Genomic DNA, 24,770 nt, shown 5'->3' with positions numbered 1-24,770 from the left:
GGGGAGGGCGGGACTCCGAAGACTCGACACCGTCCTGCCGCCCGTGCGGGGGACGCCTGGTCCAGAGGTTGCGACGCTAGTGCAGGGACGTTTCAAGAGGGATGGCGGCGCTGCGGGCGACCCGGAACAGCGCGGTGGGACCGATCACGGTCCCGCCCGCCGGGATGAAACCGCAGACGCCGGAACCGCGGGCGCACAGAGCAGCGCCACGCCGGGAAGCGGTGTGCGCACCGGCCCGAAGCACGGCTCCCGAATAGCCATGCGCAACTGGCGCATCAGCACTCGTCTGGTGTCGCTGCTCGCGCTGCCGGTGGTCGCCGCGACCACCCTGGGTGCGCTCCGCATCCAGAGCTCGCTGGAGAACGTGCAGCAGCTGGAGGCCATGACCTCGCTGACCGACCTCACGGAGCAGGCGACCAAGCTCGCCGCCGCGCTCCAGGAGGAGCGAGACGTCTCGGCCGGCCCGCTGTCCAGCACGCCCCGGGACTCGGAAGACGACAACATCGCGGCCGCGCTGCAGAAGACCAAGCTGGCGCGCACGGCGTTCGTCAACGCCGCCAACGAGGTCTCCCCGGACCTCACGGGCGTCAACGCCTCGCTGACCGCGATCAGCCGCCAGCTCGGCACCCTGAACGCCATCCGCGAGCGTGCGTACGACCAGCCGGGCTACGTCGCGCAGACGGTCAGCGAGTACGACGAGCTCATCCGCTCGCTCATCGACCTCTCCCAGGAGATGGCCGAGGCGACCGGTAACTCGGACATGATCTCCAGCACCCGCGCGCTGGCGGCGTTCTCGTCCGCCAAGGAGTACGACTCCATGCAGCGCGCGATCGTCAGCGCCGCACTGGCCGACAACAGCAACCTCAGCTCCAACGACTTCCGCTACCTGCAGGGCGCCCACCGCTCCGAGGGCACGGAACTCAAGCAGTTCAGCCAGATCTACGGCCGGACGAACGCCGAGGAGCTCCTCAAGGGCCTCAACGGCGGCAACGACATCGTCACCAAGGTCGACGAGCAGGCGGACCGCATCGCGGCCTCCGAATCGAGCATCCAGAACTTCCAGGGCACCTACCTGGACTGGGACGACGACGCCAAGACCAAGATCCAGCTCATGGGTCAGATCGAGCAGACCCTGCTGCAGCAGATGCAGCAGAAGGCCCTGACGCTGCGCGACGAGGCCCAGCAAGAGGCGATCATCAGCGGTGCGCTGATCCTCCTCGTGCTCGGCATCTCGGTCGTCGGCGCCTTCGTCGTCGCCCGGTCCATGGTCCGCTCGCTGCGCCGGCTGCAGGACACCGCCCAGGAAGTCGCCCAGAAGCGACTGCCCGAGCTGGTCAAGCAGCTCTCCGAGTCCGACCCGCAGGACGTCGACACCTCGGTCGAGTCGATCGGCATCCACACCCGCGACGAAATCGGCCAGGTGGCCCGCGCGTTCGACGAGGTCCACCGCGAGGCGGTCCGACTCGCCGCCGAACAGGCGCTGCTGCGAGGGAACGTCAACGCGATGTTCACCAACCTCTCGCGCCGCAGCCAGGGCCTGATCCAGCGTCAGCTGAGCCTGATCTCCGAACTGGAGTCCCGCGAGGCCGACCCGGACCAGCTGTCCAACCTCTTCAAGCTCGACCACCTCGCGACCCGTATGCGCCGGAACGGCGAAAACCTCCTCGTCCTCGCGGGCGAGGAGCCCGGCCGCCGCTGGACCCGCCCGGTCCCGCTGGTCGACGTCCTCCGCGCCGCCGCCTCCGAGGTGGAGCAGTACGAGCGCATCGAGCTCACCTCGGTGCCGGCGGTCGAGGTCACCGGCCGCGTCGTCAACGACCTCGTCCACCTGCTCGCAGAGCTGCTGGAGAACGCGACCTCGTTCTCCTCCCCGCAGACCAAGGTGCGGGTCACCGGTCACGCGCTGCCCGACGGCCGCGTGCTGATCGAGATCCACGACACCGGCATCGGTCTCTCCCCGGAGGACCTCGCCGACATCAACGAGCGGCTCGCAAACCCGCCGACGGTGGACGTCTCCGTCTCCCGCCGCATGGGTCTGTTCGTGGTCGGCCGCCTGTCCCTGCGGCACGGCATCCGGATCCAGCTCCGTCCGTCCGACTCGGGCGGCACCACCGCGCTCGTCATGCTGCCGGTGGACGTCACCCAGGGTGGCGCCAAGCCCCAGCCCGGCGCGGGCAACCGCGGTCAGCAGCCGGGCGGTGCCCCCGCCGCGGCTCCGGGCGCTCCCGCGCCGGCCATGGGTGGCGGCGGCGGTACCGGCCTCGCCGGCATGCACCGCGGTGGGCAGCGCGGCCAGGTGTCCGGTTCCGCCTCGCGTCCGGCCCTCAACTCCGGTCCCGGTATGGGCCCGCAGGGCGGCCGCCCGGCCGGCCCCGGTGCTCCGACGGCGCCCGGGCCGCAGCGCTCGGGCCCGAGCTGGGCCAACGAGCAGGTCCCCGGTGGCCAGGGCCGACCGCAGCAGCAGCAGCCGCAGCGACCGGCCGCTCCCCCGCAGCGTCCGGCGGCGCCGCAGCCGATGGGCGCGGCCCACGGCCCCGAGGCCGACATGCCGCGCGGTCACGAGGACCTGGAGTCCACGGCGCAGTTCGAGCGCCCGGACTTCAACGCCATGCCGCACACCGCACCGGCGTACGGCGGTCCCCAGACCCAGCAGATGCCGCAGATGCCGCAGCACGGCGGCCAGCCCCAGCAGATGCCGCAGCACGGTGGCCAGGCCCCGCAGCAGCAGGGCCAGTTCACCCGCAGCGACGTCTTCCAGCGTCCCGCGGCACCACACGTGCCGCAGGCGCCACAGACCCCGCCGGCCGCCCCGGCGGCGCCCCAGGGACCGCGCCACTCCGGCGGGTACGCCCAGGGACCCGGCGCCGCCCACCAGCAGCGTCCCGCGGCCCCGCAGGCCGACCGGCAGCCGCTGCCGGCCGTCAACGAGCCGATGGCGCTGCCCCCGGCCCCCGTTCGTCACGACGAGCCGAGCCCGATCTTCGACTCCCTCGAGTCGGACTGGTTCCGTACCGGTCGCGCCGAGCGCATGCAGCAGGTGCACGTCGAGCGCGGCCCTGTCGGCCCGCAGCAGAACGGCAACGGCCCGGGCGCCGCAGCGCCCACCCGGCCGCCGCAGCGCCCGCAGCAGCCCGCCCCGCAGCAGCACCCGCAGCAGCCGCAGCGGGCCCGCGCCGAGCACGCGGCGCCGCCCTCGCACCCGGCACAGCCGGCGCACCCGCCGCAGCCCTCGCAGCCCCCGCGGCGCGACTCGGCGGCGTGGCGGTCCTCGCCGAACGACGAGGTGTGGGAGCGCGCGGGCCAGGTCCGCCAGCCGTCCGCGGGCGGGGTCACCCCCTCCGGGCTGCCGCGGCGGGTCCCCAAGGCCAACCTCGTCCCGGGAGCCGGTGCTCCCCAGCAAGCCCCACAGGGCGGTCCGCAGGTTTCCCGGGCCCCCGACGACGTGCGCGGACGCCTGACCAACCTCCGTCGCGGTATCCAGCAGGGTCGCCAGGCCGGTACGGGAACGACCGACGGCCGCGGCTTTGGCACCACTCACCAGCAGGAGCGTTAGTTGAGTCAGATGAGCCAGGCGGCACAGAATCTGAACTGGTTGATCACCAACTTCGTGGACAACACCCCCGGGGTGTCCCACACCGTGGTGGTATCCGCCGACGGCCTGCTGCTGGCCATGTCCGAGGGTTTCCCCCGTGACCGTGCCGACCAGTTGGCGGCCGTCGCCTCCGGCCTCACCTCGCTGACCGCGGGCGCGTCCCGCATCTTCGAGGGCGGCAGCGTCAACCAGACCGTCGTGGAGATGGAGCGCGGCTTCCTCCTCCTGATGTCGGTCTCGGACGGATCCTCGCTGGCCGTACTGGCGCACCCCGAGTGCGACATCGGCCTCGTGGGCTACGAGATGGCCCTGCTCGTCGACCGAGCGGGCGCCGTTCTCACCCCCGACCTGCGCGCAGAACTCCAAGGCAGCCTGATGGGCTGAGCTCCTCACCGGAGCCCGGCCGAATGCACGCCCCATGACTACTCGCGACACGCGTCCGCTCTTACCCGGAGGACCATTCATGACCCCGCCGCCCGCCTCGCCCGGCCCGTACGGCGCGCCCCACCATGCGCCGTACGGGGGCGAAGGCGACCAGCCGCTGGTGCGGCCGTACGCCATGACCGGTGGTCGCACCCGGCCGCGCTACCAGCTCGCCATCGAGGCACTGGTCAGCACCTCCGCGGACCCGAGTGCCTACCAGGGGCTGCTCCCCGAACACCAGCGCATCTGCCACCTGTGCATGGAGATCAAGTCGGTCGCCGAGATCTCCGCACTGCTGGGGATCCCGCTGGGGGTGGCCCGGATTCTGGTGGCCGACCTGGCTGAGGCCGGTATGGTCGCCATCCACCAGCCGAGCAGCGGCGAGGCCGGCGGACAGCCTGATGTGACACTGCTCGAAAGGGTGCTCAGTGGACTTCGCAAGCTCTAGGCCGGGGCAGCAGGCGGCGTACGGTGCGCCGCCCGCGGCCCGGTCCACCACCTCGGCGAAGATCGTGGTGGCGGGTGGCTTCGGCGTGGGCAAGACCACGTTCGTCGGGGCGGTCTCGGAGATCAACCCGCTCCGTACGGAGGCCGTGATGACCTCGGCATCCGCGGGCGTGGACGATCTGACACACGTGGCCGACAAGACCACGACGACCGTGGCCATGGACTTCGGTCGTATCACGCTCGACGACGACCTGATCCTGTACCTGTTCGGTACGCCGGGCCAGGACCGCTTCTGGTTCATGTGGGACGACCTGGTCCGCGGTGCCATCGGCGCCGTCGTCCTGGTCGACACCCGCCGACTGGCCGACTGCTTCCCGGCTGTCGACTACTTCGAGAACAGCGGTCTGCCGTTCGTCATCGCCCTCAACGGCTTCGACGGCCACCAGCCGTACACGCCCGACGAGGTCCGGGAAGCGCTGCAGATCGGCCCGGACGCCCCCATCATCATCACGGACGCCCGGCACCGCGCCGAGGCGAAGAGCGCGCTGATCACGCTCGTCGAACACGCGCTGCTCGCTCGTCTCAAGTAGGCATTCCAGCTTGCCACTTCGCGTATGGACCGGCTGTGTCTTTTGACATGGCCGGTCCTTCTGTTCATAACGTTTCGACCGCGAATCGGAACAACCCGAACACCGCCCGCGCCCAGTCGGCTTCACTGCGCATACATCTACCCAGTGAATTGCCACCGCTTTACGCTTATGCCCGTTTTAACCGGCGCGTGATCATGGCTTCGCAGTCCTCGCCGGACGTTTGTGGAGCACCCCCATGACGTGCTGGAATTCATCGAAACCCGAGAGTAGGAACGGCGCCGCCCGCGCCGTCGCCGAGAGGTTGTTGGTCGAGTGAGGAACACGAGGCGAGCAGAGCCGGGTCCCGCGGACCACCCGCGTGGCAATTTCACCCCGCCTGCGCGATACGGCACGGCCCAGGCCGCTGCCCCCGAGGCGGCCACCGCGCCCGAGCCGGTGACGAGCCCGGGCAGCCGCTTCGCCATGCGCAACTGGCGGGTGGCCACCCGTCTGAACGTCATCCTCCTCATCCCGGTGATGGTCGCCCTGGTCTTCGGCGGCTTCCGGGTGCAGAGCTCGGTGCAGACCTGGCAGGACGCCGACGACGCGGTGCGGACCGCCAACGCCGTGCGCGCCGCCGTGGACTACGCCAACGCCGTCCTGAACGAACGCGACCTCAGCGTTGTTCCCCTGCTGGCCGGCGACACCGAGAACAAGGACGTCGTCGCGACCCGCGCGGCCACCGACCAGGCGGCCGCGAAGTTCGACGCCGCCGTAGCCGAGCTGCCCGTGAGCGACCGGCTGCAGCGCCGCGTGGCGAACATCCGCGAGGGCGAGAAGGTCCTGGCGAAGCTGCGTGACACGGCCTTCACCCGGCAGCTCCCGGGCGTGCAGACCGAGGAGAAGTACGTCGAGGTCCAGCACCCGCTGATGGAGCTCGCGAACGAGCTGGGCTTCGGCACCAACAGCATCGCCTCCTACGGCCGCACCCTCTACGCGCTCGAACTGACCAAGGCCGCCGAGTCGCTGACCCGCTCCATCGGCACCCACCTGCTCGTCGAGGACCGCGACAAGCTCGTCGACGGCGAGCTGAAGCTCCAGCTGACCGCCTTCACCTCGTACGCCTACCTCCAGCAGGTCGCCCTGGAGGAGTACCGGGGCGGTGGCACCGACGCGGACTACCAGCGGCTGCTGGACGCACAGGACGCGGCCCTGGAGAAGGGCAAGGAGCAGGTCACCCAGGCCGCCCAGGCGGCCAAGCAGGCAGGCCAGCCCTTCAAGGCCCCGCCGAGCCTGGAGAACATGATCAAGCTGATCGCCTCCGGTGCGAGCCCCGAGGAGCTCAAGGCCCAGGGCGTGACCGCGGAGAGCTGGTTCGGCGCGACCACCCTCGCCTTCGACGCCTACAAGAGCGTCGAGCAGCACCTGGCCAACCAGGCGTACAACGACTCGAGCGACATCGCCGACAGCGCCCGCATCGAAGCGATCGTCAACTCCGCCATCGTGCTCGTCGCGCTGATCATCGCCTTCATCGTGGCCGCGATGGTGGCCCGCTCGATGAGCAACAGCATGCGACGGCTGCGCACCGCGGCCTTCGAGGTCGCCGAGCAGCGCCTGCCGGCCCTGGTCGACCAGCTCTCCCGCACCGATCCGGGCAAGGTCGACACCCGCGTCCAGACGATCCCGATCACGTCCAACGACGAGATCGGCGAGGTCGCCCGCGCCTTCGACCAGATCCACCGCGAGGCCGTACGGCTCGCCGCCGAGCAGGCCCTGCTCCGTGGCAACGTCAACGCGATCTTCACCAACCTCTCCCGCCGCAACCAGGGCCTCATCCAGCGCCAGCTGACGCTGATCACGGACCTGGAGAACAACGAGGCGGACCCGGACCAGCTGGAGAACCTCTTCAAGCTGGACCACCTGGCGACCCGCATGCGCCGCAACGGCGAGAACCTCCTGGTCCTCGCCGGCGAGGAGCCCGGCCGCCGCTGGAACCAGCCGGTCCCGCTGGTCGACGTGCTCCGCGCCGCGGCCTCCGAGGTGGAGGCGTACGAGCGCATCGAGCTGGTCGGCATCCCCGAGACCGAGATCCACGGCACCGCGGTCACCGACCTCGTGCACCTGCTGGCCGAGCTGCTGGAGAACGCCACCACGTTCTCCTCGCCGCAGACCAAGGTGCGGGTCACCGCGACCCGGCTGCCCGACGGCCGCGTCATGGTCGAGATCCACGACAAGGGCATCGGCCTCACCGCCGAGGACTTCGCGGACATCAACCACAAGCTGGCCGAACCGCCGACCGTCGACGCGTCGATCTCCAAGCGCATGGGCCTGTTCGTGGTCGGCCGCCTCGCCGACCGGCACGGCATCCGCGTCCAGCTCCGCCCGTCCGGCGAGCAGGCCGGCACCACCTCGCTGGTCATGCTCCCCGAGCCGATCACCCACGGTGGCGGCGGCGAGGAGATGCCGCTGGAGGACGACTTCACCGTGTCCCGGATCGTGCCCGAGCTCGAGACCCCGCAGTTCGCCGCTTACGGGCCGACCGCCGCGGAACTCGGCTTCGACGACTCGCGCTACGAGCGCGCCGAGGCCCCGGGCGACACCCGCTCGCTCGACCCGGTCGGCCGCTCGCTCATGCGCGACCAGCGCCGTGCCCAGCTCGAGGCCGCGGCCGGCGACCGTGCCCCGGAGCACCTGCCGTTCGAGGGCGACGCCCAGGAACAGGGCTACCAGGAGACCGGCGCCGAGGCCGCGTTCCAGGAGACCCCGTTCCAGGACAACGGTTTCCAGGACAACGGCTTCCCGGCGAACGGCTTCGACCAGCAGGGCTACCAGGAGCCGCAGGTCCAGCCGTTCCAGGAGCAGCACGGCTACGACGCGCAGCCCGGGTTCCAGGAGCCGGTGTACACCGAAGGCGGCTACGCCGAGCAGGGGTACGCCGCTGCGCAGAACGGCTACACCCAGGACGACTGGCAGCAGCAGAACGGGTACGCCCAGGAGCAGTGGACGGCGACGCCCGGCGGCGAACTGCCGCAGACGGCCCAGCCGCAGGCTTTCCCGGCCCAGGCGACGGCCGATTCCGCCACAGCCACCCCCTTCGAGGCCCCGGAGCGCGTAGGCTTCGACCGACCGGCTCCGGCCACCGGCCCGCTGCAGTCCTCGGTGACCGACGCGGGCCTGCCGCGCCGCGACCGCGGATGGCAGCAGTCCGGCCCGGCGGCCCCGGCGCAGCCGGAGCCCCAGTCGGCGGACGGCTTCCCGGTGCAGCCGGCGCCCTCCGCACCTGCGTCGGACGGGGAGTCGGAGTGGCGCTCCACGAACGACGACAACTGGCAGCGGGCCGAACAGGCCCGCAAGCCCAAGGCGGGCGGGGTCACCCCCTCCGGCCTGCCCCGACGGGTCCCCAAGGCCAACCTGGTCCCGGGTACCGCACAGCAGACTCCGCAGGGCGGACCGATGGTCTCCCGTGCACCCGAGGACGTCCGTGGCCGCCTGAGCAATCTGCGGCGCGGTGTCCAGCAGGGACGCACTGCGGGAACTGACACGAACGGCCAGGGCTTCGGCCCCAAGCACCAGGAGCGTTAGTTGAGTCCGATGAGCCAGGCGGCACAGAACCTGAACTGGTTGATCACCAGTTTCGTGGACCAGACCCCAGGGGTCTCCCATACGGTTGTGGTCTCTGCCGACGGCCTGCTGCTGGCGATGTCCGAAGGGTTCCCGCGGGACCGCGCGGACCAGTTGGCCGCGGTGGCCTCCGGTCTGACCTCGCTGACCGCGGGTGCCTCGCGCATCTTCGAGGGCGGGCACGTGAACCAGACCGTCGTGGAGATGGAGCGCGGCTTCCTCTTCATCATGTCCGTCTCGGACGGTTCCTCGCTGGCCGTGCTGGCGCACCCCGAGTGCGACATCGGCCTCGTGGGCTACGAGATGGCCCTGCTGGTCGACCGCGCGGGCAACGTGCTCACGCCCGATCTGCGTGCGGAATTGCAGGGCAGCCTGCTCAACTAACGGACAGGCATGCGGGCGCGTCTGGAGACCCGTAGGGTTTTCAGACGCGCTACCCAGCTGGAGGAGGAACCGTGGCAACGCCCCCAGGCGGAGATCAGTACGGCAATCACCAACAGCAGCCGCCCTTCAAGCGGTTCGACTTCCCCTCGGCACCCAGCCAGGACCCAGGTCCCGGCCCCATGCCGTCGCACCGGCAGCCGAGGATCCAGCCGTACGAACCCCCGCAGGCGCCACCGCCTCGGACAGCGCAGACCGGGCGTTCCAAGCCGCCGTCCGGTCTGGTACGCCCCTACGCCATGACCGGTGGCCGCACCCGGCCGCGCTACCAGCTCGCCATCGAGGCACTGGTCAGCACGACCGCCGACCCGGTCCAGCTGCGGGGCCAGTTGCCGGAGCACCAGCGGATCTGCATCCTCTGCCGGGAGATCAAGTCGGTCGCGGAGATCTCCGCGCTCCTCTCCATCCCCCTCGGCGTCGCCCGAATCCTCGTCGCCGACCTGGCGGAGGCCGGGCTCGTCGCCATTCACCAGCCCGGTGGCGACGATGCCTCGGGCGGACAGCCAGACGTGACACTGCTCGAAAGGGTGCTCAGTGGACTTCGCAAGCTCTAGCGGTCCAGCTCGCTCAACCACCTCGGCGAAGATCGTGGTGGCGGGCGGCTTCGGCGTGGGCAAGACCACGTTCGTCGGTGCCGTATCGGAGATCAACCCGCTGCGTACCGAAGCCGTGATGACCTCCGCCTCCGCGGGGATCGACGATCTGACGCACGCGCCGGACAAGACCACGACGACCGTGGCGATGGACTTCGGCCGTATCACCCTGGACGAGGACCTGATCCTCTACCTGTTCGGCACGCCGGGCCAGGACCGCTTCTGGTTCATGTGGGACGACCTGGTGCGCGGCGCCATCGGCGCGGTCGTCCTCGTGGACACCCGCCGGCTGGCGGACTGCTTCCCGGCCGTCGACTACTTCGAGAACAGCGGTCTGCCGTTCGTCATCGCCCTCAACGGCTTCGACGGCCACCAGCCGTACAACCCCGAGGAAGTCCGCGAGGCCCTCCAGATCGGTCCCGAGGCCCCCATCATCATCACGGACGCCCGGCACCGCGCCGAGGCCAAGAGCGCGCTGATCACGCTGGTCGAGCACGCGCTGATGGCGCGTCTGCGGTAGCGGTTCCCGCTTCCCGTACGACGCGAAAGGCCCCGCACGGCATGTGCGGGGCCTTCGCGTCGGGCCGGACCACAGGAGGACCGTTGCCCGCACCCTTCGGACCGGACGACCCGGCGCACCTCGGCCTCCCCGCAGGCCCGGGATGATCGCCCCCGTGACGGCCGCTTCCCTCGCCGAGGTCTTCGCCCCGGAGCAGATCGTGCGCGTCCGCGCCACGGGGCAGGACGCAGGGCTCACGCACGGGCCCACACGCGGCTTCCTGGCGGACGTGGGCCTGCCGGTGGCCGACGGTGTGCTCTTCGAGCTCCGGAAGGACCTCGCGGGCGGCCCGACGCCGCTGCGGGCCGCATCCCGCGTCGAGGACCTGACGGACTACGAGGGGTTCTCCCCCGGCGTCCACCGGTGGCTGCACCTGGGCCGGGCCATCCACGGCGAGGTGGCCCTCGACGGCGGCACCGGAAGGGTGCACGTGGTCGACCACGAGGTGCGCAGGATCGAGTGGATCCACACCGACGTCTCGTCGATGGTCCACGGGATGTGCCTGCTGCAGCTCAGGCGCCCGGACTACGACCCTCCCGGCGTGTTCCCCGAGATCGACGACCTCATCCGGATCGCCGAGGAGATCCGCGACGCCCTGACCGCCGTCGATCCCGTCCCGTTCGGCACGGGCGACGGGCTGTGGGAGGCCGTCTTCGACGACATCGCGGGCGGCATGTGGTGAGGACGTCCCCGTACGACGACGGCGGCGCGGCACCCGCGAGGGGGTGCCGCGCCGCCGTTCGGAGCCGGAGGGTCAGCTGCGCCAGCTGTGCGGCGCGCTGAAGCCGGACTGCCGCTCGAGGCGGCGCCAGCCGGCCGTGGAGCGGGGCTTGACGTAGTCGGTCGCGTCCTGGCCCTGGGCCGCGGCGCGGGCGAGCAGGACAGCGGTGAGTGCGGCCAGTTCCTCGTCGCTGGCGTGGCCGCGCTCCACGCGCACGAGCGCGGCGGAGGTGCTGTCGGCAGGAGTGCTCACGGGGTTCGTCTCTCCCTTACTGGGGCGGGTTGCCGTGCTTGCGGGACGGCAGGTCGGCGTGCTTGGTGCGCAGCATCGCGAGCGAGCGGACGAGGACCTCGCGCGTCTCGGCGGGGTCGATCACGTCGTCCACCAGGCCGCGTTCGGCGGCGTAGTAGGGGTGCATCAGCTCGGACTTGTACTCCTTCACCATGCGGGCACGCATGGCGTCGGGGTCGTCGGCCTCGGCGATCTGGCGCCGGAAGATCACGTTGGCGGCGCCTTCGGCGCCCATGACGGCGATCTCGTTGGTCGGCCAGGCGTAGGTGAGGTCGGCGCCGATCGACTGGCTGTCCATGACGATGTAGGCACCTCCGTACGCCTTCCGCAGGATCAGCGAGATCCGCGGCACGGTCGCGTTGCAGTACGCGTACAGCAGCTTGGCGCCGTGCCGGATGATGCCACCGTGCTCCTGGTCGACGCCGGGCAGGAAGCCGGGGACGTCCAGAAGGGTGATGAGCGGGATGTTGAAGGCGTCGCACATCTGGACGAAGCGCGCGGCCTTCTCGCTGGCCTCGATGTCGAGGACGCCGGCGAGGGAGGCGGGCTGGTTGGCGATGATGCCGACGACCTGGCCGTCGAGGCGGGCCAGGGCCACGATGATGTTGGTCGCCCAGCGCTCGTGGATCTCCAGGTACTCGCCGTCGTCGACGAGCTCCTCGATGACCTGGTGCATGTCGTACGAGCGGTTGCCGTCGGCCGGGACGATGTCCAGCAGGACGTCGCCGCGCCGGTCGGCCGGGTCCGCGGCGGGGACCGACGGGGGGTTCTCACGGTTGTTCTGCGGCAGCATCGACAGCAGGTAGCGGACCTCCTCCAGGCAGGTCTGCTCGTCGTCGTACGCGAAGTGCGAGACACCGGAGACCTCGGAGTGGACGTCGGCGCCGCCGAGCCCGTTCTGGGAGATCTTCTCGCCGGTGACGGCCTGGACCACGTCCGGGCCGGTGATGAACATCTGGGAGGTCTCCCGGACCATGAACACGAAGTCGGTCAGGGCCGGGGAGTACGCGGCGCCGCCGGCGCAGGGGCCGAGCATCACGGAGATCTGCGGGATCACACCGGAGGCGCGGGTGTTGCGCTGGAAGATGCCGCCGTAGCCGGCGAGCGCCGAGACGCCCTCCTGGATGCGCGCGCCGGCACCGTCGTTGAGCGAGACCAGCGGGGCGCCGGCCGAGATGGCCATGTCCATGATCTTGTGGATCTTGCTGGCGTGGGCCTCGCCCAGCGCGCCGCCGAAGATTCGGAAGTCGTGGGCGTACACGAAGACGGTCCGCCCGTGGACGGTGCCCCAGCCGGTGATGACCCCGTCGGTGTAGGGCTTCTTCGCCTCCAGGCCGAACCCGCTGGCGCGGTGCCGGCGCAGCGGCTCCACCTCGTTGAAGGAGCCCTCGTCGAGCAGCAGCTCGATGCGCTCGCGCGCGGTGAGCTTGCCCTTGGCCTTCTGGGCCTGGGTCGCCTTCTCGCTGGGGCCGAGCCGGACCTGCTCGCGGATGGCGTGCAGTTCCGCGACGCGCCCGCGGGCGTCGTTCGCCGGCTGCGCGGCCTCTTCGGCCCCTTCGGCCTCGGCGGGCTGGGTCGGCACCTCGTCCAAAACGCTCATGACATCGACCATACGAGCGGAGGGCCGTCATAATCGGCGTCGACTTCGTACAGTGTCCGGACCCGCTTCATGGAGCATCTGGACAGAACCAACACAAGAAAGGCCCCGCACGGCACGTGCGGGACCTTTTCTTTGTAGCGGTCGTCCACCCGGACGCAACGGGACCGCTACCTTCCGGATACCGCCTCGGCCAGCGCAAGGACACGCCGGGCGTCATCCACATGGAGGTTCTCGATCATCCGGCCGTCCACGGTGACCACCCCCCGGCCCTCGGCCACGGCCTCCTCGAAGGCCTCGATGATGCGCCGCGCCCTGTCGGCCTCCTCCTGAGAGGGGGCGAAGACCCTGTTGCAGACCTCCACCTGCCGGGGGTGGATGAGGGTCTTGCCGTCGAAGCCGAACTGCCGGCCCTGGACGCACTCCGCCTCGAAGCCGGTCTCGTCCGTGACGTCGTTGTAGACACCGTCCAAAATCACCTTGCCGGCCTCGCGCGCACCCAGAAGGGCGAGGGAGAGCCCGGTGAGGAGCGGGGCCCGGCCCGGGACGTGCTCGGCGTGCAGTTCCTTGGCGAGGTCGTTGGTGCCCATCACCAGGACGCGGAGCCGCTGCGACGCCGCCGCGATGGCACGGGCGTCCAGCATCGCGCGCGGGGTCTCCACCATCGCCCAGATGGCGGTGCGGTCCGGGGCTCCGGCGGCCTCCAGGGCCCGCTCGACGGCGTGCACGGTCGCGGCCGAGTCGACCTTGGGGACGACCACGGCGTCGGGGCCCGCCTCCGCGGCGGCCCGCAGGTCGTCCTCGTGCCAGGGGGTGCCGGGCGAGTTCACCCGGATGGTGACCTCCCGGTACCCGTACTCCCCGGAAGCGGCGGCAGCGGCGACCCGCTTGCGGGCGTCGGCCTTGGCGTCCGGTGCGACGGAGTCCTCCAGGTCGAGGATGAGCGCGTCGGTGGGGAGGGTCTTCGCCTTCTCCAGGGCGCGCTCGTTCGCGCCGGGCATGTAGAGGACGGAGCGGCGCGGCCGCAGGATCGCGTCGGTCATCGGTTCTGCTCCTGCTCCTTGTACGCGGCCTCGTACGCCTGCGCCAGCTCCGGGTCGCGGGCGGCCAGCGCCTCCGCGAGCTCGACGACGACGCGGCACTGCTTCACCGTGGCGTCGTCCTGCATCTTGCCGTCGATCATCACCGCTCCGGTGCCGTCACCCATGGCGTCGATGACCCTGCGCGCCCAGGCGACGTCCGCCGGCGCCGGGGAGAAGACCCGCTTGGCGATGTCGATCTGCACCGGGTGCAGGCTCCACGCCCCGACGCAGCCGAGCAGGAAGGCGTTGCGGAACTGGTCCTCGCAGGCGGTGGTGTCCTTGATGTCGCCGAAGGGCCCGTAGTACGGCAGGATCCCGTACGCGGCGCAGGCGTCGACCATGCGCGCGATAGTGTAGTGCCACAGGTCCTGCTGGAAGGTCAGCCGCGGCAGCTCCATTTCGGGGTCCTTGGGGTCCTCCCGCACGAGGTACCCCGGGTGTCCCCCGCCGACGCGGGTGGTCTTCATGCGACGGCTCGCCGCCAGGTCCGCCGGGCCGAGGGAGATGCCCTGCATCCGGGGGCTGGCCCCGGCGATCTCCTCGACGTTCGCCACGCCCGTGGCGGTCTCCAGGATCGCGTGGACCAGGATCGGCCGCTCGATGCCCGCCTTGGCCTCCAGCTGGGCGAGCAGCCGGTCGACGTAGTGGATGTCCTCGGCGCCCTCCACCTTGGGCACCATCACGACGTCGAGCTTGTGGCCGATCTCGGCGACCAGGGTCAGCAGGTCGTCCAGCGCCCATGGCGAGTCCAGGCTGTTGATCCGGGTCCACAGCTGGGTGTCGCCGAAGTCGTGGGCCTTGGCCGTGCCGACCAGCCCGGCGCGGGCGGCCTCCTTGCGGTCGGCTGGGACGGCGTCCTCCAGATTGCCCAGCAGGACGTCCACCTTGGGCGCGATGGAGGGGACCTTCGCGGCCATCTTCTCGTTGCTCGGATCGAAGAAGTGGATCATCCGCGACGGCCGGAACGGTACTTCCCGTACGGGGGCCGGGGCCCCCACGGCCAGCGGTCGGAAGAAGTCCTTCGCGGAACGCATGCGGTCTCCCGGGGTCGAGGGTGGGGAGCGTACGGCGCTCACCTTATGATCCGCGGGACCCCCGCGTTACTGGTCGGTACGTGTGCCGTTGGTCACCGGTCGGCCACGGGCGGCAGACGGTAGGTCAGGTCGGGCTCGCCCTCCTCGTTCGCGGTGCTCCCGCTGCCGGGGACGGCCCGGAAGCCGTGCCGTTCGTAGAACGCGCGTGCCGCGGCGTTGCGCCGGAAGACGTGCAACGACAGTGGGCCGTCCGGGTGGTGACGCAGGACCTCGTCGAGCAGCCGCGAGCCGATGCCGCGTCCGCGCGCGTCGGGCCGCAGGTAGAGGTGCTCCAGCCAGTCGCCGTCGAGCGCCGCGAAGCCGGCCGCGGCACCGGTCGCGGCCTGCTCCGCGACCCACACCCGGCACTGCTCCAGGACGACGTTCGCGACCCACCACCGGGTCTCCTCGTCGGTGTGCAGCCGGGGCAGCCAGGGCATCGCGGCCGCCCGGGAGGCGAGGAAGACCGCGGTGATCGCGTCCGCGTCCGCGGCCTGTCCTGGCCTGATCCGTATCGCTGTGTCATCGGTCACGCGATGACCGTACGCCGGGGGCGGGAGCGTGATCGAATGGGTTTCTCCGCCCCGGGAAGGACGAGCCCCATGACCGCCGCGACCGTGCACTCGCTGACCTGCTACCCCGTCAAGGGCTGTGCCGGCGTGCCCTTGGACGGCGTCGCCGTCGGCGCGACCGGTCTGGCCCACGACCGTACGTTCATGGTGGTCGACGCCGCCGACGGGTCCTTCCGCAGCCAGCGGACGCTGCCGCGGATGGCCGTGGTGCGCGCGGACGTCACCGACGACGGCAAGCACCTGACGCTGTCGGCGCCCGGTGCCGGGGAACTGACGCTGGAAGTGGCGTACGAGGGGCCGCCGCGCGAGGTGGTCCTGTTCGACCGGCCGCTGGGGCCGGCGGTGGACCAGGGCGAGGAGGCCGCGCGCTGGTTCTCCGAGGCGCTGGGGGCGCCCTCGCGCCTGGTGCGCGTGCGCCCGGGCTTCGACCGGGACGGCTGGGGCGAGCACCCCGGCAAGGTCAACTTCGCCGACGCCCACGCCCTCTCGGTGGCCTCGCTGGCCTCGCTCGACGACCTCAACCGGCGCATCACCGAGCGCGGCGGCACGCCCGTGCCCATGGACCGCTTCCGCCCCAACATCGTGGTCGGCGGCTGGAGCGAGCCCCACACCGAGGACCGGGTGCGGCTCATGGACGTCGGCACCGCCCGGCTCGGCTACTCCGTCCGCGCGATGCGCTGCTCCGTGCCGCTGGTCGACCAGGCGACCGGCCGTACGGCCGGCCCTGAGCCGGTGCGCACCCTGGCCGGCTACCGGCGGGAGCCGGAGTACGGCAACAAGGTGAGCTTCGCGATGAAGGCGGCGGTGCTCCGGCCGGGCACGATCGCGGTGGGCGACCCGGTGGAGGTGCGGGCCTGGGCGTGACCGCCCGCGGCTCGGCCGGGACCGGGCCGCGGGCGGCTCACCCGGCGAGGATCAGCAGCCGCCGCAGTTGTAGTAAAGGACGTCCCAGTGGTTGCCCTCGTCGGCGTAGATGTTGCCCGAGCCGGAGCGGTACTGGGGGGCGCCGTCACCCCGCAGGCCGATGTAGGTGAAGGCGCTGTGGATGTAGTTGGTGACGCAGCTGTTCTTGCCGTAGTCGAGCTTGTAGCCGTTCCAGTGCGAGTAGGTGCCGCTCGCGTGACCGGTCTCGGTGCCGCCGGTGATGTTCAGGGCGCAGCCGGTGGCGCCCTTCAGGGTGACCGCGCCCTGGGCGGTCGCCTGGTTGAGCTGGTCGAAGGACGTGCAGGTCGCGTTGTTGCGGTTGGAACAGCCACCTGACGAGGACCAGGTGATCCCGGCGTTGCGGAACATCGTCGTGGCCTGGGCGTGCGTCAGTTTGGTGACGGCGTAGGCGTCGTGGGACGCGGCGAGACCGACGCCGGGGGCGAACAGCACTCCGAGCGCGAGGACGAGTGCGCTCAGGACGGAGCGGATCTTCATGGGGATTCCTCCTGCTGGTGACCGTGCTTCCGGTGGGGCGGCTGTGCAGCTGGAGCAGGTGGAGCAGGAGGAGTGTGCCCGGCGTTCTACGCGCGTATGCACGGCAGTTGGGCCGCCGTGGAAGGGGACGCGGACGCGGTCGGTGCCGTGTCCGCGTCCGCGTCCGCATCCGCCGAGCTCATCGGCCGGCGGCCGTCAGTCGTTCCGGCGCGGCTCCACGCCGGCGCGCAGCAGCCCGTACGCGTACGCGTCCTCCAGGGCCTGCCAGGAGGCGGCGATGACGTTCTCGCCGACGCCGACGGTGGACCACTCGCAGATGCCGTCGGAGGTGGAGACCAGTACCCGGGTGATGGACTCCGTGCCGTGCTTGCCCTCCAGGATGCGGACCTTGTAGTCCACCAGCTCCAGCTTCGCCAGCTGCGGGTAGGTCCGCTCCAGCGCCACGCGCAGCGCGCGGTCCAGCGCGTTGACCGGGCCGTTGCCCTCGGCGGTGGCGACGATGCGCTGGCCGTCGGCCCACACCTTGACCGTCGCCTCGTTGGCGTGGGTGCCGTCGGGGCGGTCCTCGACGATGGCGCGCCAGGACTCGACCCGGAAGTAGTGCAGCGGGCGGCCCTCGACCTCCTCGCGCAGCAGGAGTTCGAAGGACGCGTCGGCGGCCTCGTAGGTGTAGCCCGCGAGTTCGCGCTCCTTGACGCGCGCCACGACCCGGCCGATCAGCTCGCGGTCGTCACCGAGGTCGATGCCGAGTTCCTTGCCCTTGAGCTCCACCGAGGCACGGCCCGCCATGTCGGAGACCAGCATGCGCATGGTGTTGCCGACGAGCTCCGGGTCGATGTGCTGGTAGAGGTCGGGATCGACCTTGATCGCCGAGGCGTGCAGACCCGCCTTGTGGGCGAAGGCCGAGATTCCCACGTACGGCTGGTGGGTGGAGGGCGTGAGGTTGACGACCTCGGCGATGGCGTGCGAGATGCGGGTCATCTCGACGAGGGCGCCGGCCGGCAGGACCTTGCGGCCGTACTTGAGCTCCAGCGCCGCCACGACCGGGAAGAGGTTGGCGTTGCCGACCCGCTCGCCGTAGCCGTTGGCGGTGCACTGGACGTGCGTGGCGCCCGCGTCGACGGCGGCGAGGGTGTTGGCGACGGCGCAGCCGGTGTCGTCCTGGGCGTGGATCCCCAGACGGGCGCCGGTGTCGGCGAGCACGGTGCGGACGACGGCGGTGATCTGGGCGGGGAGCATCCCGCCGTTGGTGTCGCACAGGACGACGACGTCGGCGCCGGCCTCGTGGGCGGCGCGCACGACCTCCTTGGCGTACCCCGGGTTGGCCTTGTAGCCGTCGAAGAAGTGCTCGCAGTCGACGAAGACCCGGCGGCCCTGGGAGCGCAGGTAGGAGACGGTGTCCCGGACCATCTCCAGGTTCTCCTCCAGCGTGGTCCGCAGGGCCAGCTCGACGTGCCGGTCATGGGACTTGGCGACCAGGGTGATGACCGGTGCGCCCGACTCCAGAAGCGCCCTGACCTGTGGGTCCTCCGCCGCGTTGCCGCCGGCGCGGCGCGTGGCGCCGAAGGCCACCAGCTGGGCGTGCGACAGGTCCAGCTCGGCGGCGGCGCGCGCGAAGAACTCGGTGTCGCGCGGGTTGGCGCCGGGCCAGCCGCCCTCGATGAAGCCCACCCCGAAGTCGTCCAGGTGCCGGGCGATCGTCAGCTTGTCGGCGACGGTGAGGTTGATGCCCTCGCGCTGCGCGCCGTCGCGCAGCGTGGTGTCGAAGACGTGGAAGCTGTCGTCCAGTACGGCCGTCATGGTTCGTTCCAACTCCTGTCGGGTGAGTGGTTCCGGAGGACCGGGCTCCACTTGCCCCCATCTTCCCTCGCGCTGCACCGCCTCCGGCACGGGTGGGCCGGGAAACGAAAAGACCCCTCGCGGGTGCGAGAGGTCTGCGCGCGGGTCTGGGACACGGTGGTCGCTTCCGCGGTGGTCTGCGGTTCGGCGATCACTGAGGACCGGCGCGCCTGCTGCCGATAATCATGGCGAACGAGGGCACATCGGCAGTCTGCCACAGGACCCGCGGGCGTGGGACACGGTCTCAGGATGCGGGCACCCGGTCGACGGCGGGCCGTCGTCAGACGGCGGGCGCCGGGGTGAGGGCGTCGTCCAGGAACTCCTTGACGTGCCCCAGGGCCTGCTCGCGGTCCAGCCCGGGCAGCCCGATGACCAGGGGCACGCCGAAGCCGTCCAGCAGCGCCCTCAGCCGTACGGTGAAGCGCTCGGGGTCCAGTGGCCGGAAGTCGCCGCGCGAGATGCCCTCGGCGAGCAGGGCGACCAGGTCGCGGTGCCAGACCAGTTCGAGGTCGAGCTGGCGGCGGAGCACCTCCTCGGCGGCCGTCGTCCTGTTCCAGATCTCGGACCAGAGCGTCCAGCGCGGGTCGCGGCGCCCGTCGGGCAGGTACAGGTCGATGACGGCGTCGAGCCGTTCCCGGGGAGCGGTGGGGCTGCCCAGCACCCGCCGGCGCTCGGCGGCGAGCTGCTCCTCGCTCCATTCGAGGGTCTGCAGCAGCAGCTCGTCCTTGCTGCCGAAGTAGTAGAGGACGTGGCCGCTGCTCATGCCGACCTGCCGGCCGAGGCCCGCAATGGTCAGCTCGGCCAGCCCGCGCTCGGCGATGGTCGCCATGGCGGCGGCCATGACGTCCTCGCGGGGCTGCTTGAGCCGCCGCCGCGGGCGGGCGGGTCCGGTCACTGTTCCTCCGGGGCGGTCACACCTGGGGCTGCTGCTGGGTGATGCAATGAATACCACCACCGTGGGCGAAGATCGTACGAGCGTCCACCAGCACGACCTCCCGCTCCGGGAGGAGCCGCTCGAAGACGGCCTTGTTGACCTCGTCGGCGGGGTCGTCGAAGGCGCACAGGATCACGGCGCCGTTGCAGAGGTAGTGGTTGACGTAGGAGTAGTCGACCAGCTCCCCGTCCACCTCCTGGACCTCGGGCGCGGGCAGCTCCACGACCTCCAGCGGCCGGCCCTTGGCGTCGGTGGCGGCCCGCAGCAGGGACGTGACCTCCCGGGAGACGGCGTGGTCGGGGTGGGCCGGGTCCTGCTGGCCGTGGACGACGACCACGCCGGGGCGGACGAAGGCCGCCACGATGTCGACGTGCCCGCGGGTGCCGAAGCGGCCGTAGTCGGCGGTGAGACCGCGGGGCAGCCAGATCGCCTTGCGGGTGCCGAGGAAGGCGTGGACCTCGGCCTCCACCCGCTCCCTGGTCCAGCCCGGGTTGCGGCCCGGGTCGAGCTGCACGGTCTCGGTGAGCAGCACGGTGCCCTCGCCGTCGACGTGGATGCCGCCGCCCTCGTTCACGAAGGACGTGCCGTAGCGGGTCGCGCCCGCCCGTCCGGCGACGAAGGCGCCGATCTCCGCGTCGTGCCCCCAGGCCGCCCACTCCTGGGCGCCCCAGCCGTTGAACGTCCAGTCGGCGGCCGCGAGGCGTCCGGCGCCGGTCAGGAAGGTCGGGCCCATGTCGCGCATCCAGGCGTCGTCCAGCGGCGCCTCGGCGACCGTGACGTGCGCGCCGCCGGAGCCGAGCAGCTCCCGGGCGCCCGCGGCGTCCTCGGGCCGTGCCACGACGGTCACCGGCTCGAAGCGGGCGACCGTCCGGGCCACGGCGGCCCAGGCCGCACGGGACACGGCCAGGTCCTCGGCGCCGTCGAAGGTGACGCTGGGGGACGGCCACGCCATCCAGGTGCGGGTGTGCGGCGCCCACTCGGGCGGCATCGTGTAGCCGTCGGCGGCGGGGGTGGTGGGCATGGTGCTGGTCCTTGTCACAAGAAGTAGAGACGGCTGAGCGACACCTGTTCCGCGGGCTCGGAACGCAGCGGGTCGCCGTCGAGCGTCACCAGTCCCGTCCCGCCGTCCACGTCGACCTGCCCGGTGCGGGAGTTGAGGACGAGGTCGGCCGGGCCGATGCCGCGGGTGCCGCGCACGGCGACGCGGCGGCGCCGGGTGGGCATCCGGTCGTGCTCCAGCTCCAGGGCGGCGCGGGCCACGAACGCCACGGACAGGTCGGCGGCGGTCGCGCCGTGGGCCCCGAACAGCGGGCCGAGGACCAGCGGTTCGCAGGTGTCGGTGGCGGCGCCCGGGTCGCCGGTGACCCCGTACGCGGGGAAGCCGGACTTGAGCACCATCTGCGGCTTGGCGCCGAAGTACTGCGGCCGCCACAGCACGATGTCGGCGAGCTTGCCGACCTCGATCGAGCCGATCTCGTGGGCGAGGCCGTGGGCGATCGCCGGGTTGATGGTGAGTTTGGCGACGTAGCGCAGCACGCGGGCGTTGTCGTCGTCCGGGCCGTCCCCCTCCAGGGGGCCGCGTTCGGACTTCATCTTCCCGGCCATGGCGAAGGTGCGGCGTACGGTCTCACCGGCGCGGCCCATGCCCTGGGCGTCGGAGGAGGTGATGCCGATCGCCCCCAGGTCGTGCAGCACGTCCTCGGCGCCCATCGTGCCGGCGCGGATGCGGTCGCGCGCCATCGCGGCGTCGCCCGGCAGGTCGGGCTTGAGGTCGTGGACGGAGACGATCATCCCGTAGTGCTCGCCGACCGCGTCGCGGCCGAAGGGCAAGGTGGGGTTGGTGGAGGAGCCGATGACGTTGGGCACGCCCGCCATCTTCAGCACGTTGGGGACGTGCCCGCCGCCGCAGCCCTCGATGTGGAAGGCGTGGATCGTACGGCCCTCCAGCACGCGCAGGGTGTCCTCCACGGACAGGCACTCGTTCAGGCCGTCGCTGTGCAGGGCGACCTGGACGTCGTGCTCCTCGGCCACGCGCAGCGCGGTGTCCAGGGCGCGGGTGTGGGCGCCCATGTCCTCGTGGACCTTGAAGCCGGACGCCCCGCCCTCGGCGAGCGCTTCGACCAGCGGCGCCGGGTCGGAGGACGAACCGCGGCCGAGGAAGCCGATGTTGACGGGCCAGGCGTCGAAGGAGTTGAAGGCGTGCCGCAGCGCCCAGGGCGAGTTGACGCCGACGCCCCACACGGGCCCGAACTCCTGGCCGATGATCGTGGTGACCCCGGAGGCGAGCGAGGCCTCCATGATGCGCGGGGACAGCAGGTGGACATGGGTGTCCACGGCTCCGGCGGTGGCGATCAGCCCCTCGCCGGACACGATGGAGGTGCCCGTGCCGACCACGACGTCCACCCCGTCGAGGGTGTCGGGGTTGCCGGCCCGGCCGATGGCGTGGATGCGGCCCTCGCGGATGCCGATGGACGCCTTGCGGATGCCGACGGCCGCGTCGATGACCAGCACGTTGCTGATTACCACGTCGCAGGTCTCGCGGACGGCGGCGGCCTTGAGTGCCAGCCCGTCGCGGGCGGTCTTGCCGAACCCGGCGAGGAACTCGTCCCCGGGCCGCTGGGAGTCCGACTCGACGCGGACCACCAGGCCCGAGTCGCCCAGCCTGACCCGGTCCCCGGCACGCGGTCCGTGCACGGCGGCGTACTCGTACGGGTCGATGCTCATGACTGCGCTCCCAGGTATCCGCAGGCGGCGGCCCGCCGCAACGCCTCCGCCTTCGCGCCGGGCGCGTCGAGCGGACCGTCGACGAGCCCGGCGAAGCCGATCACCACGCGGTCGCCGCCGACCGGGACCAGGCCGACCTCCCGCGCCTCCCCCGGCCCGAAGCGCACGGAGGAACCGGCCGGCACGTGCAGCCGCATGCCGTACGCCGCCGAACGGTCGAAGTCCAGCCGGGGGTTGGCCTCGAAGAAGTGGAAGTGCGAGGTCACGCTGACCGGTACGGAAGCGGTGTTGCGCACGGCCACCACCACCTCCGGGGGCCGCTCGGGGTGGGCCGGGCCGGGCAGCACGGCGCCGGGGGCGTCCGCCCCCAGCGAGCCCCCGCCGATCGGGTCCGTGACCACGGCCAGCCGCGAGCCGTCGTCGAAGACGGCCTCCACGTGGACCTCGGTGACCACGTCCGCCACGCCGGGCAGCACGTCGCCGGGGCCGAGCACGGCACGGCCGGCCTCGACGGCCTCCGCGAGGCGCGCGCCGTCCCGCGCGGCCTCGCAGACCGTGTCGGCGATCAGGGCGGTGGCCTCGGGCACGTTGAGCCGCAGCCCGCGCGCCCGGCGGGCCCGGGCCAGCTCCGCGGCACCGAACAGCAGCAGCCGGTCGCGCTCGGTCGGGGTGAGCCTCACGCCTCCGCACCTCCCACATCGACCTCCCACATCGATCACCGATTAGAGCACCACTCTAAACCTGAAAGCCACCCAGGGGAAGTATTGACCTCGGCGCAGGGTCGGAGGAAATTGAGTGGCGTTCAAACTTTCCCGGCACGGCAAGGGAGCCCGCCATGCAGATCGAACAACGCGGAGTGGACACCGTCCCCGACGAGGAACGGACCAGTCGCCCCCGCGACCTGGTCAGCATCCTGCTGGGCTCCAACCTCGCGCTGGGCGTGATCGTCTTCGGCTGGCTCCCGGTCTCGTTCGGCCTCGGCTGGTGGGCCTCCGTCACGTCCCTGGTCCTGGGCACCGTGGTCGGCACGGTGCTGGTCGCCCCGCTCGCGCTGGTCTCGCTGCGCACCGCCACCAACCTCTCCACGAGCAGCGGCGCCCACTTCGGCGTGCGCGGCCGGCTGCTCGGCTCGGTCATCGGCCTGCTGCTGTCGCTCGGCTACACCGCGCTGACCCTGTGGGTCGGCGGCGACGCCGTCGTCGGCTGCCTCGGCCGGCTCGTCGGGCTGCCGGCCGGCGGCTGGAGCTACGCCGTGGTCTACGCCCTGCTCGCGGCCTGCACCGCCACGTCCGCCGTCTTCGGCTACCGGATGCTGCTGCGGCTCAGCCGCGCCCTGTCCATAGGGCTGACCGTGCTGCTGGTCATCGGGGTCCTCGCGTACGCGGGGGACTTCACGACGGCCGCGCCCGCCGGCACGCAGTACCTGCTCGGCGGCTTCTGGCCGACCTGGCTGCTCGCCACGGTCTCGGCGGGCCTGAGCGGGCCGATCGCGTTCATCACGCTGCTGGGCGACTACACGCGCTACATATCGCCGCGCCGCTTCTCCCAGCCGCGGGTCTTCCGTGCCACCTGCGCCGGGCTCGTCGCCGGACTGCTCGTGCCCCAGCTCTTCGGCACCTTCACCGCGCTCGCGGTGGGGGCCGGCGAGGACTACGCGGGGCCGCTGGTCGCGGCGGCGCCCGCCTGGTACCTGGTGCTGCTGCTGGCCAACGCGTCGGCGGGCTCGGTGGGCAACGCGGGGCTGATGCTCTACAGCATGGGCCTGGACCTGGACGCGATCCTGCCGCGGGCGACGCGCACGCAGGCGACCTACGTGGTGGCCGCGGTCTCCACCGCGCTGGTCTACCTCGGGCACTTCGCCTGGGCCGCTCAGGACGCGATGACCTCGTTCGTCCTGCTGCTCACCGCCGTGGGCACCCCGTGGGCGGTCGTCACCCTCATCGGATTCGCCCGGAGCCGGGGCCGCTACGACGCCGACGCCCTCCAGGTCTACAACCGGCGCAGCCGCGGCGGCCTGTACTGGTACCGCGGCGGCTGGAACGTGCAGGCAACGCTCGCCTGGGCGGCGGGGTCCGGCATCGGGCTGCTCGCCGTCGACACCCCGGCCTACAGCGGGCCCCTGCTGTCCGTGACCGGCGGGATCGACCTCAGCTTCCTGATGTCGGGGGCCGTCACGGCCGCGGTGTACCTCGTGCTCAACGCGGGCCGCCCGCACCCCGTGCCGCCGGCGCCGACCCCGGAACGGGTCGCGGTCACCGTGTGAGGCGGGG

The 24,770-nt window shown here is 71.6% G+C and carries 22 protein-coding genes; 11 read left to right on the top strand and 11 right to left on the bottom strand.

Annotation, left to right across the window (positions count from 1 at the left end):
* Positions 1–79 precede the first annotated feature (79 nt).
* The 9 genes from AC1VWI_RS30375 (at position 80) to AC1VWI_RS30335 (ending at position 10,927) form a co-directional block, all read left to right on the top strand.
* Positions 80–3,553 (top strand): sensor histidine kinase, encoded by a 3,474-nt coding sequence (locus tag AC1VWI_RS30375; RefSeq protein ID WP_499514181.1) that lies wholly within the window; start codon positions 80–82, stop codon positions 3,551–3,553.
* 9 nt (positions 3,554–3,562) lie between these two features.
* A complete protein-coding gene (locus AC1VWI_RS30370) occupies positions 3,563–3,976 on the top strand; it encodes a roadblock/LC7 domain-containing protein (protein WP_018562063.1) in 414 nt (137 codons plus the stop codon).
* A gap of 79 nt (positions 3,977–4,055) precedes the next feature.
* Positions 4,056–4,463, top strand: coding sequence for a DUF742 domain-containing protein (locus AC1VWI_RS30365; protein ID WP_361792631.1), 408 nt, complete (start codon positions 4,056–4,058; stop codon positions 4,461–4,463).
* Positions 4,444–5,052: a GTP-binding protein gene (locus tag AC1VWI_RS30360; RefSeq protein ID WP_078620110.1), complete on the top strand. Its 609-nt coding sequence runs from the start codon at positions 4,444–4,446 to the stop codon at positions 5,050–5,052. Before AC1VWI_RS30365 ends, AC1VWI_RS30360 begins: the two co-directional genes overlap by 20 nt.
* 462 nt (positions 5,053–5,514) lie before the next feature.
* Positions 5,515–8,613 (top strand): sensor histidine kinase, encoded by a 3,099-nt coding sequence (locus tag AC1VWI_RS30355; protein WP_499516957.1) that lies wholly within the window; start codon positions 5,515–5,517, stop codon positions 8,611–8,613.
* A gap of 9 nt (positions 8,614–8,622) precedes the next feature.
* Entirely contained in the window at positions 8,623–9,036 is a 414-nt protein-coding gene (locus AC1VWI_RS30350; RefSeq protein ID WP_018562059.1) for a roadblock/LC7 domain-containing protein, read from the top strand.
* Between the two features lie 71 nt (positions 9,037–9,107).
* A complete protein-coding gene (locus AC1VWI_RS30345; RefSeq protein ID WP_499514180.1) occupies positions 9,108–9,647 on the top strand; it encodes a DUF742 domain-containing protein in 540 nt (179 codons plus the stop codon).
* Entirely contained in the window at positions 9,628–10,206 is a 579-nt protein-coding gene (locus AC1VWI_RS30340; protein WP_089224993.1) for a GTP-binding protein, read from the top strand. Before AC1VWI_RS30345 ends, AC1VWI_RS30340 begins: the two co-directional genes overlap by 20 nt.
* A 154-nt stretch (positions 10,207–10,360) precedes the next feature.
* Positions 10,361–10,927: an SUKH-4 family immunity protein gene (locus AC1VWI_RS30335; protein ID WP_499514179.1), complete on the top strand. Its 567-nt coding sequence runs from the start codon at positions 10,361–10,363 to the stop codon at positions 10,925–10,927.
* Between the two features lie 72 nt (positions 10,928–10,999).
* Here the strand turns inward: AC1VWI_RS30335 and AC1VWI_RS30330 are convergent, their stop codons facing one another.
* From AC1VWI_RS30330 to AC1VWI_RS30310, 5 genes are all read right to left on the bottom strand, one after another.
* On the bottom strand, positions 11,000–11,218 hold the full coding sequence (locus tag AC1VWI_RS30330; RefSeq protein ID WP_089224994.1) for an acyl-CoA carboxylase epsilon subunit: 219 nt from the start codon (positions 11,216–11,218) through the stop codon (positions 11,000–11,002).
* A gap of 16 nt (positions 11,219–11,234) precedes the next feature.
* A complete protein-coding gene (locus AC1VWI_RS30325; protein WP_499514178.1) occupies positions 11,235–12,857 on the bottom strand; it encodes an acyl-CoA carboxylase subunit beta in 1,623 nt (540 codons plus the stop codon).
* 167 nt (positions 12,858–13,024) lie between these two features.
* Positions 13,025–13,897, bottom strand: coding sequence for an HpcH/HpaI aldolase/citrate lyase family protein (locus tag AC1VWI_RS30320; RefSeq protein WP_499514177.1), 873 nt, complete (start codon positions 13,895–13,897; stop codon positions 13,025–13,027).
* Positions 13,894–14,970: an HpcH/HpaI aldolase/citrate lyase family protein gene (locus AC1VWI_RS30315; RefSeq protein ID WP_499514176.1), complete on the bottom strand. Its 1,077-nt coding sequence runs from the start codon at positions 14,968–14,970 to the stop codon at positions 13,894–13,896. Before AC1VWI_RS30315 ends, AC1VWI_RS30320 begins: the two co-directional genes overlap by 4 nt.
* 92 nt (positions 14,971–15,062) lie before the next feature.
* Positions 15,063–15,542, bottom strand: coding sequence for a GNAT family N-acetyltransferase (locus AC1VWI_RS30310; RefSeq protein ID WP_499514175.1), 480 nt, complete (start codon positions 15,540–15,542; stop codon positions 15,063–15,065).
* Between the two features lie 69 nt (positions 15,543–15,611).
* Between AC1VWI_RS30310 and AC1VWI_RS30305 the strand changes: the two genes are divergently transcribed.
* Complete coding sequence (locus AC1VWI_RS30305; protein ID WP_499514174.1) at positions 15,612–16,445, top strand: MOSC domain-containing protein; 834 nt, start codon at positions 15,612–15,614, stop codon at positions 16,443–16,445.
* Between the two features lie 51 nt (positions 16,446–16,496).
* On the opposite strand, the gene AC1VWI_RS30300 is transcribed toward AC1VWI_RS30305, so the two are convergent.
* The 6 genes from AC1VWI_RS30300 to ureA all read right to left on the bottom strand — a co-directional run bounded on the left by AC1VWI_RS30300 (position 16,497) and on the right by ureA (position 23,180).
* On the bottom strand, positions 16,497–17,003 hold the full coding sequence (locus tag AC1VWI_RS30300; RefSeq protein ID WP_499514173.1) for a hypothetical protein: 507 nt from the start codon (positions 17,001–17,003) through the stop codon (positions 16,497–16,499).
* A 195-nt stretch (positions 17,004–17,198) separates the two neighbouring features.
* Positions 17,199–18,803 (bottom strand): citramalate synthase, encoded by a 1,605-nt coding sequence (cimA, locus tag AC1VWI_RS30295; protein ID WP_499514172.1) that lies wholly within the window; start codon positions 18,801–18,803, stop codon positions 17,199–17,201.
* Positions 18,804–19,122: 319 nt separating this feature from the next.
* On the bottom strand, positions 19,123–19,737 hold the full coding sequence (locus AC1VWI_RS30290; RefSeq protein ID WP_499514171.1) for a TetR/AcrR family transcriptional regulator: 615 nt from the start codon (positions 19,735–19,737) through the stop codon (positions 19,123–19,125).
* A 16-nt stretch (positions 19,738–19,753) separates the two neighbouring features.
* A complete protein-coding gene (locus AC1VWI_RS30285; RefSeq protein WP_499514170.1) occupies positions 19,754–20,797 on the bottom strand; it encodes an agmatine deiminase family protein in 1,044 nt (347 codons plus the stop codon).
* A 14-nt stretch (positions 20,798–20,811) separates the two neighbouring features.
* A complete protein-coding gene (locus AC1VWI_RS30280) occupies positions 20,812–22,500 on the bottom strand; it encodes an urease subunit alpha (RefSeq protein ID WP_499514169.1) in 1,689 nt (562 codons plus the stop codon).
* Positions 22,497–23,180 carry an urease subunit gamma gene (gene ureA, locus AC1VWI_RS30275; RefSeq protein ID WP_499514168.1) on the bottom strand — a complete coding sequence of 228 codons (684 nt, stop codon included), beginning with the start codon at positions 23,178–23,180 and terminating at the stop codon, positions 22,497–22,499. Before ureA ends, AC1VWI_RS30280 begins: the two co-directional genes overlap by 4 nt.
* 155 nt (positions 23,181–23,335) lie before the next feature.
* Here ureA and AC1VWI_RS30270 point away from each other — a divergent pair, with 155 nt between their 5' ends.
* Positions 23,336–24,763: a cytosine permease gene (locus AC1VWI_RS30270; protein WP_499514167.1), complete on the top strand. Its 1,428-nt coding sequence runs from the start codon at positions 23,336–23,338 to the stop codon at positions 24,761–24,763.
* Positions 24,764–24,770 lie beyond the last annotated feature (7 nt).

Source organism: Streptomyces sp. TOM-9 (genome assembly GCF_056858595.1).
This window is presented reverse-complemented; position numbering and strand designations above follow the sequence as displayed.

Bases quoted from the DNA above. Each gene is read 5' to 3' on its own strand.
- AC1VWI_RS30370 (WP_018562063.1), top strand. From the start codon at position 3,563: ATGAGCCAGGCGGCACAGAATCTGAACTGGTTGATCACCAACTTCGTG.
- AC1VWI_RS30365 (WP_361792631.1), top strand. From the start codon at position 4,056: ATGACCCCGCCGCCCGCCTCGCCCGGCCCGTACGGCGCGCCCCACCAT.
- AC1VWI_RS30355 (WP_499516957.1), top strand. From the start codon at position 5,515: ATGCGCAACTGGCGGGTGGCCACCCGTCTGAACGTCATCCTCCTCATC.
- AC1VWI_RS30350 (WP_018562059.1), top strand. From the start codon at position 8,623: ATGAGCCAGGCGGCACAGAACCTGAACTGGTTGATCACCAGTTTCGTG.
- AC1VWI_RS30325 (WP_499514178.1), bottom strand. From the start codon at position 12,857: ATGAGCGTTTTGGACGAGGTGCCGACCCAGCCCGCCGAGGCCGAAGGG.
- AC1VWI_RS30320 (WP_499514177.1), bottom strand. From the start codon at position 13,897: ATGACCGACGCGATCCTGCGGCCGCGCCGCTCCGTCCTCTACATGCCC.
- AC1VWI_RS30315 (WP_499514176.1), bottom strand. From the start codon at position 14,970: ATGCGTTCCGCGAAGGACTTCTTCCGACCGCTGGCCGTGGGGGCCCCG.
- AC1VWI_RS30305 (WP_499514174.1), top strand. From the start codon at position 15,612: ATGACCGCCGCGACCGTGCACTCGCTGACCTGCTACCCCGTCAAGGGC.
- AC1VWI_RS30300 (WP_499514173.1), bottom strand. From the start codon at position 17,003: ATGAAGATCCGCTCCGTCCTGAGCGCACTCGTCCTCGCGCTCGGAGTG.
- cimA (WP_499514172.1), bottom strand. From the start codon at position 18,803: ATGACGGCCGTACTGGACGACAGCTTCCACGTCTTCGACACCACGCTG.
- AC1VWI_RS30285 (WP_499514170.1), bottom strand. From the start codon at position 20,797: ATGCCCACCACCCCCGCCGCCGACGGCTACACGATGCCGCCCGAGTGG.
- AC1VWI_RS30280 (WP_499514169.1), bottom strand. From the start codon at position 22,500: ATGAGCATCGACCCGTACGAGTACGCCGCCGTGCACGGACCGCGTGCC.
- AC1VWI_RS30270 (WP_499514167.1), top strand. From the start codon at position 23,336: ATGCAGATCGAACAACGCGGAGTGGACACCGTCCCCGACGAGGAACGG.